Origin of the sequence: Pseudomonas sp. AKS31, assembly GCF_023634765.1 — a bacterium.
Lineage (GTDB): Bacteria > Pseudomonadota > Gammaproteobacteria > Pseudomonadales > Pseudomonadaceae > Aquipseudomonas.
Window position 1 is genome coordinate 363461 of sequence record NZ_JAMLFX010000005.1, and the last position, 7638, is coordinate 371098.

The 7638-nt window shown below is 60.6% G+C and carries 3 protein-coding genes; 1 reads left to right on the forward strand and 2 read right to left on the reverse strand.

Annotated features, from left to right (window positions below; all coding sequences use genetic code 11):
• Window positions 1–98: 98 nt before the first annotated feature.
• Complete coding sequence (locus M9827_RS17260) at window positions 99–611, reverse strand: hypothetical protein (protein WP_250606325.1); 513 nt, start codon at window positions 609–611, stop codon at window positions 99–101.
• A gap of 127 nt (window positions 612–738) precedes the next feature.
• On the reverse strand, window positions 739–6294 hold the full coding sequence (locus tag M9827_RS17265; protein ID WP_250606326.1) for a dermonecrotic toxin domain-containing protein: 5556 nt from the start codon (window positions 6292–6294) through the stop codon (window positions 739–741).
• A gap of 218 nt (window positions 6295–6512) precedes the next feature.
• On the opposite strand from M9827_RS17265, the gene M9827_RS17270 reads away from it, so the two are divergent.
• Entirely contained in the window at window positions 6513–7547 is a 1035-nt protein-coding gene (locus tag M9827_RS17270) for an alpha/beta fold hydrolase (RefSeq protein ID WP_250606327.1), read from the forward strand.
• Window positions 7548–7638 lie beyond the last annotated feature (91 nt).

Genomic DNA, 7638 nt, shown 5'->3' on the forward strand with positions numbered 1-7638 from the left:
AGGGTGAGTTTGTCTCAAGTTGCCTGAGCTGTCGACCGTTACACCTCTTTAATCCGTGGAGCGCCGCACGTCCTTGTGCAGTGGCGCCGATCCGCCGTTCACTGACTCCATCGGGTTTCGCGAACGTGTTCGGGTGGATCGAGCGTGTAGCTGACGTTATCGATGTAGAGCGGGCCCTTGACCCTGAGAGGATCAGAAGAAAAGGACACTTGAACCTGGGCCTCCACTACGCCGTCCAACATGACGCCGGAGTATTTGAAAGACTTTTGTGCAGGTTTCAGCCACCAGCTACCGATGTCGTACTGGACTGGTTTACCGTCCTTTGCATAGCCCGAAATAATAAAAAACAGAATCGCGTGCGTATCGATGTTCGGCGGATCCTGATGGTATTTGGCCTCAGGCGCGGATGCTTCGATCTGCACGGTAAAGGCACCGGATTGGGCATTGAATCGGTTCAACAGCACTACGCCGTTGTTTACACCGGGCAGCACCTGCGCCTGGGCGCTGCGATTATGCTGAACGACGCTGGCTTTGCCTTCGAATACGTGTACCTCCCAAGGATCAAACTCGCCCGTGTCGAAGCCGCCGTTCTGAAGAAGGTTTTTATTCATGTCTGCCATCCCTTGATCGTATCGACGGTTCATCATGAGTTCCGTCGTCGATCCATTGGCTGCGCAAAACCTTGGCCGCGCTACTGTCAGATCTGACAGTAGCGACGGGCGGTAGCAGAGCGCGGATTCAAATCCCTTCGAAATGCCGCAGAACAATCGACTGTTCGGTGATTCGGGAATCGAGCAGGGTCGGGTCGTCAGCGTGAGTCAGCTTGCGATGCGCCGGCAGTTTCAGGTGAGCTCTTTCGAATTGACGCAGAGGCCTTGTCGCCGAGCGGTAATGGAAATGCACGTACCAGAGCAGTTGCGCAGGCTCCTGCGTGAGGTTCCAGACCTCATATTCCTGCAGGTAGTTGGCGCGACCCTGATGATCCGCCAGTTGCCGGATCGCAAGGGGTTTGCGGATCTCCACCGCGTTTTGACCGATGAGGTCATCAAGCATGCCGTCGGTAGGCTTTTGACTGCTCAATGAGCGCTGGGTGCGCAAGGTCCGGCCTTCGACGATCAGCGCGGCGGCCTGGTCGCGTAATTGCCGAATGATCGGCTGCTCTGCCGACTTGGCGGCGATACTGTCGGCACGGGTGGTGAGTTCACTCGCCTGACTGTCCATCATGTGCTGCAGGTCGACGGGGAGCATGCCGCGGTTGGCGTTGCTCTGCACCGTGGTGCGGTAAGTGGCCAGGTTGTCCAGACGTTGCTGTGCCTCGGTTACCAGGGTGGCCAGACTCAGCTCGGCGGGGGAGGGAACTGCCAGGTTTTGCGGGTTGGTCAGGCGCACGACGCCATCGGCGCCATGTTCCCAGATTTCTTCATAGCCTCCAGTCCCGGTGCTTCTGTATTGACGGGCGTTGGTCACGTTGTCCCATTGCTCCACGCCATGGCGCAACTGGTTGTCATCGGTGATGAACACGCGCTGCAGAGGTTGCCCCGCGACCCTCGGCTCGGGTGGTTTGTTGATAGCGGCACGCGCGCGATCCGCCAAGCGATCGATACCTTCGAGCAAGGGCTCGACTACGTCCAGATGAAAGAATTGCGGATAGCTGGCGATCCAGACGCCAATCTCGCGACGAAACTCGACACAAGCGTCGATGCTTTCCTGAAGAATGCGGTTACGTTGGGCGGTCGTATTCTGCATGTTCGGCAGGTCGTACTGGCGGTACAGGCGCAGATCGATTTTGTTGCGCAGGGGCTCTGCCATCGTCACAAAATAGCGCCACGAGGCGTCGTCGGGGCTGCCGGGTTTTCTGACGATTTCCAGGCGTTGGGAGGTTTTCAGGTACAGCAACACGGCTTCACTGTGACGACTGTTCGTGTTATCGACCAGCGCCGAAATTTTCGGCCGGTCTTTAGCCAGCATGCGTTCATACCAGTGATTGACCTGATCCTTGAGTTCGCCCAATTGATCGAGCTGGTTGATGATCTCGACACGAAACCTGTGGATGTCTTCAATGTGTTTCAAACGTTCAGCCACAGCATCACCTGGTAGCGCATTGTGTAGCTGCTTCAAGCGCTTGACTGCTCGTGTCATGCCGAGAAATTTATGCGACACGTGAATGGCGCGTCGCCGGTAACGATCAGTCAACAGCCATGCGGTCTTGCTTTGCATGTAGGTGACTTCCCTGCGTTTTCTGCCCTGGGTCAGCGCAGTCAACTCGGTCAACGCCTCATAACGCTGCCTGGCCAATTTGATATCGCCAACACAAGCGGCTTCGACCGCTGGCAACATGGTCAGGCGTTGCGCGTCCGTGGCTGCGCCGTAGGCATTGAGCACCCGGTCACTTTTTGCCCCCCTGCGTTGCAATTGGTCGGCCAGGTCATCAACGGTAGCGGTCAGTTGATGGTGACGGCGGAAGTTTCGATCCACCAGCCAGCGCGGCAAGCGTTGGCGAATCACCGGTGGCCAGAAAGGTTCGAGCGTATCGGCGACACGCCCGACGACATTGCCACCCCCCACCGCGGCGCCTTCAAGGGCTGTACCGTGGACGCCGAACCAGGTGTCCCAGTGTCCGCTTTCATCCAGTGCGATCGGTTGCTTGTAGGTTTTTCGCGAGTTGCCGGCCAGGCGCCAGCTGCGCGAATCGCGGCTCAGCTCTACCTGGTAGAGGCGACCCTGGCGCTCGATGAAGTCACCGTCGGCATGCCGGTAGATCCCGCGATAGAGGCCGTGGCCGACCGGCTCTGTGGCGGCCAGGGAAATCGGCTTTTCATATTCGTAATCCTTGAAGCGCGCCAGCACATGCCGGGCGTGACGCTGCGACTTGATCTGCAGTGCCGCCATGTTGCGCACCACCGTGTGAAGCTGACGCGCCCGCGTCAACGCGCGGGTCGTCTGCGACAGCGTCGAGGCTGCGGCTTCGCCCGGAAGCAGATCCATGAACGCGTCGATCAACGACAACAGCATCGATTCGATTTCCACCAGACCGTCGGCCACATCGCCGCGCAAGAATGCGGCGGTCGCCTGATTGGCAGCGGTCCAGGCCTGGTAAAGGGCCAGTACGCTGCCGACGAAGGGCACCATGCCCAAGGCCATTTTGATGTAGTTGAAAGCGCGCGGGCCTTTCAGGGCGTAACGCTCGAAGAACAATTCATCATTGGAGCGCGACGTGCCGCGATGGGCTTCGATCAAGCGTCCCATGTGCGCGTCGAGCAGGTGCGCGGCCAGCGAAGTACTGGCCGGCCAGCGCACGCCGACTTCGATAATGGCATCGAAGTTTTTTTCCACGGCCTGACCGATACGCCGGACATGGGCCCTGACGTTGCCCTGCAAGGTCCTGCCTGCCAGGTAGTCGATCCATTTGTCAGTTGCGCACAAAGTGAACAGCCCTTTGCGCGCCGCCTCGAGCGTGTCGTAGCGGCGGAAAAACTGCCCGTCGTGGCTGTCCGGCAGGTACAGCAGGGTGACGCCGCTGATCTGCTCTTGGATGAAGCTGACGCCGGACAGCGTCACCGGGCCTTCGCCGGGGGTGTCCTTGCCACCGACTTTCAGCGACACCGGCAACAGCACAAGGCGCTTGCCGGTGGCTTGCCATGCCTGTGGGGTGTCGGCATCGATAGCGGTGTTCAGCAGCGCTGCTTCATCAGGGCTGAGGTGTTTTTGCAGGCGTGCATTTTCGCTCTGTATTTTCAGCATCAGGCGCCAGGGCTCGATCAGGCTTTCCCGGCGATGTTGTCTGACGAATGCCGACTCGCTGGCGGCGCCTTGAAAGGCGTCACGGATCTTCTGCTCATAGGCTTTGGGCAGGTCGAGTTCCGGCAGGACCCTGCGCAGATAGGTCAGGTTGATGCCGTTGAGCAGGCGCGTGCGATCTGTCCTGTGCGTCGCAGTGATCTCCAGGCGCAGGAAGACCAGGCGTTGTGAAAGCGAGTCATTGAGCACCGATTGCACGTTATCGATATTGAGCTGGGCCAGGTCCTCCAGTGACATTTTGCTGTGTGCTTTGCTGGGCACAATGTTGGTCGTCTTCCTGATGCCACCGGGCCCAGCCTCGGGCACCTGTTCGGTGGTGGTCGAGTCGGGCAGTTCAACCAGGATGGAAAAGTCACCATCAAGGGAAAAGTCCTTGCGCAGGCGTGCGTGCAGGTGACGGCGGGTGAAGTCGTCACGGGGCTCCAGCGCAAGTGTCATCAGCGCGTGGCTTTGGCGCATCGCCGCAATGTACGCCTCGATGTTCTGTTTCAACGCGCTGCGCTCGTTCTCTTTGAGCGTGACCAGCCAGCCCGGCAGATGCCCGGCGAGGGTGCCGCTGCGTTCCTGTTCCTGCAGATGAGCAAAGGCCAGTTGTCTGGCGGCGTGCAGCGGAACCTGCAGATGGGCGAGGTAGCCCTGGCGCAGGATTGCCAGTGCATCGGCCTGCTCGGGAATACCGCGCAGGGGTGTGGCTTTTGCTTCGAAGTCGGTCACCAGCTCATTGAGGCAGTGATGTAACGGGTCTGTGCTGATGGGGCTCAGTTGCAGGGTCAGGTTGCTGTCGTGATCCAGAATCCGGAACACCTCGCACTCCAGCGTGCGGCGATCAGCAAAGCGTTGCAGGCCCCCACCATTGCCCGGCCAGTAGAGCATCAGACTGGAAGTCGCGGTGCGGTCGGCGAGTGCGGCTTGTGCTCCGATGACCAGCGCGCCCCGGAGCACTTCGCTCTGCGTTGTCGTGACCCCGTCCTGGGTTTCGCTCAGTGACAAGGTCAGGCTGGCCGCCGTGATGTCCGCGTCGCGTTCGGCCGCGACGGGCTTATCCAGCACGGCTTTGAGCAGGTCATGTTCGCCGCTGTCGAGTTGGCCCAGCGCCGCTTGCAGTCTGCCTTCGGCATACAAGCCGTCCAGGTGTGCCTGGCGCAGGGCACTGAACGCCGTATTGAAGGTGCTCACGTCGAGGGCCGTTTCGCGGTAAAGCAGCGTTGTGGCAGCGGTCGTGCCGGCTTGTTCGGCGGTTTCCAGCGCATCGAGGGCGTCCTGGCATTCTCGGTATCGAGCGCCGTCGCTGTCATTGTCCTGCAAGCGCTCAAGCGCTTCGCGCTGGCGTTTGAGCGCCGCGTGGCGCATGCCCAGTGGAATCCCGGCCGACAGGCTGCCGAACAGCGGTGTCTCGTCCGTCTCGACATCGCTGGTGGACGTAAGCGGTTTTGGCGGCGCCGCCACGATGATCGCGCTGCTGCGCTGATGATCGATCAGATCGACGTGCACCAGTGAGCGCGCGCCATGCGCCCTGATCCCGGGATGGCCCTTGTTGGTATTGCTCAAGGCGTAGAGCTGCGCGTGGTGGCGGTTGGCGAACAGATCGCTGGCGCCGGTGACCATCGGCTCGAGCGCTGTGCTGTAGTCAACGCGCTGGATGGTCTTGGGCAGTCCGGTGGGAATCTGTACCTGACCGGCCAGCCACGTCTGCATGTCTGCGCGAGTGGTGAAAGCCTGGATCGATGTGGCGTTGCCGGGCAGATAAAGCAACGGAGCGGCCGTGGCCAAATCGCCGACGCTGATGACCCAGGCACCGGGGAGTTTGATTCTGCTGCCATTGCTCAGCACCAGTGCCAGCTTTTCCGTGTGCACAGGCTGGCCATCGATCGTCAGCACGCCGTCACCTGAATCAATGATCAGTTGCAGGGTTTTGAGTTGCGCCGCGGTAATGGCCTGGTGGGCGAGGGCCATGTGCGCAGTGGCTTCGAAATGCGCACGGTAAAGCTGCGTGGCGCGGGTACGTCGCGACACGGGCGTGCGCGGCGCCCGCGCATCCCAGAATTCTGCCCAGCGAATCTCGTGGCTTTTGCGTGGGTCGAGGGCTTTGAGTTTTTCCAGGAGTTGCAGCGGCTTCAAGGCGTACAACGGATGGTTGGCGCGTAGGCCGGAGAGGACACAATGCTGATCCAGATCGGTTTCCAGCGTCGGCTGTTGAACGACGAAGGCACAGGCGTCGGTGAGGCTGACGAAGTGTTCCGGCTGGTCATCGGTGGCAGCAAAGCGCAGTCCGGTTTTTTCACCGTCCAGTTGCAGTTGTTGGCGCAGCAGTTCATTGATGCTGTCGCGCAGGGCCGGGCTGGCGGCAAACAGGTCGCGTAAACCCTCGCTGCTGGCGCGCCAGCGTTGGCAGGCCTGCAGCAACAGGCTGTCATCAATGGTTTTCGGCAGGTGCTCGACGGTCTCGGGCAACGGTGACGGTGCGGGGAGTTCATCCGGAATAAGGCGCTCGGGCATGGTGGTGTGACTCGCATTGGCGGGGCGGGGAATCCGTCCCTGAGCGGGTCATTCAAGAGAAATCGCGCAAGGCGATGGCGGTACATAGATATTGTTTGCACCAACGGTCGATGACCGCTCGGCACTCTTCATCAAACTGTCATGGAAGTGTGGCAGCGCGCTTGAACAAACTTCATCAGACTCGCGCTCTACTGGGGTTCTGCGTTTCGGTGTTTTTCATGGTCAAGGGATTTTTATCGGTCGCGGCTGTTCTGGCCGCGATTTTTTTCGGATCGTCGGTATGGGCGGCGGCGCGTTGCGACGTCAATGTGCCGACCGAACATGTTGATCTGCAGCAGGTGAGCCTGGCTTACCAGAGCATTGGTCGCACGTCGGATCCGGCGTTGTTGCTGGTCATGGGCTTGGGTGGTCAGTTGATCCACTGGCCGGATGAAGTGGTGGTCGCGCTGTGTCAGCAGGGCTTTCGGGTGATTCGCTATGACAACCGCGACGTCGGTTTGTCGACCTGGCGTCAGGCGCCGGCGGAGGCCAATCTGACCTTTGAAGTGCTGCGCTACAAACTCGGTCTGCCGGTGGCGGCGCCCTACAGCCTGACGGATATGGCAGACGATGCGCTGGGCTTGATGGACGCGCTGCATGTTGAGCAATTCCATGTGCTGGGCGCAAGCATGGGCGGGATGATTGCCCAGCACATGGCGGCAATGGCACCGCAGCGGGTCGAGAGCCTGACATTGATCATGACCACCTCGGGCGCCGAAGGCCTGCCGGCACCGAGCGCGGCACTGGTGCAGTTGTTGTCGCGTCGCGGCGCACCGAATCGACAGGTGGCGCTGGAGCAACAGGCTGACCTGCTCGCCGCGCTGGGCAGCCCGACGGTCACCGATGATCGTCAGGCCTTGCTGCATCAGGCCGCGCTGTCCTACGACCGTGCGTTCAACCCCGAAGGTGTGAAGCGGCAGATCATGGCGATCCTTGCCGAGCCGAGCCGGGTGGCGTTGCTCAATCAATTGCGAGTGCCGACGCTGGTGGTGCATGGCACGGCGGACCCGTTGTTGCCGGTGATGCACGGGGTGCATCTGGCGGCGCATATTCGCGGCAGTCAGTTGAAGCTGATTCCTGGTCTGGCGCATCGTTTTCAAGAGGCGTTCAAAGCGCCGTTGCTGGCGGCGGTGCTGCCGTATTTGCAGGCGCATCGTGAAGACACCTCGCATTGGGCGCAGGTTGAGCCGGTGGTGGGTGGGAATCTGCTGTAACCGAGGTATTTGTGTTGTCTGAGCGGGCCTCTTCGCGAGCAGGCTCACTCCCACAGGGAACGCATTCCAAGGGTGGGAGCGAGCCTGCTCG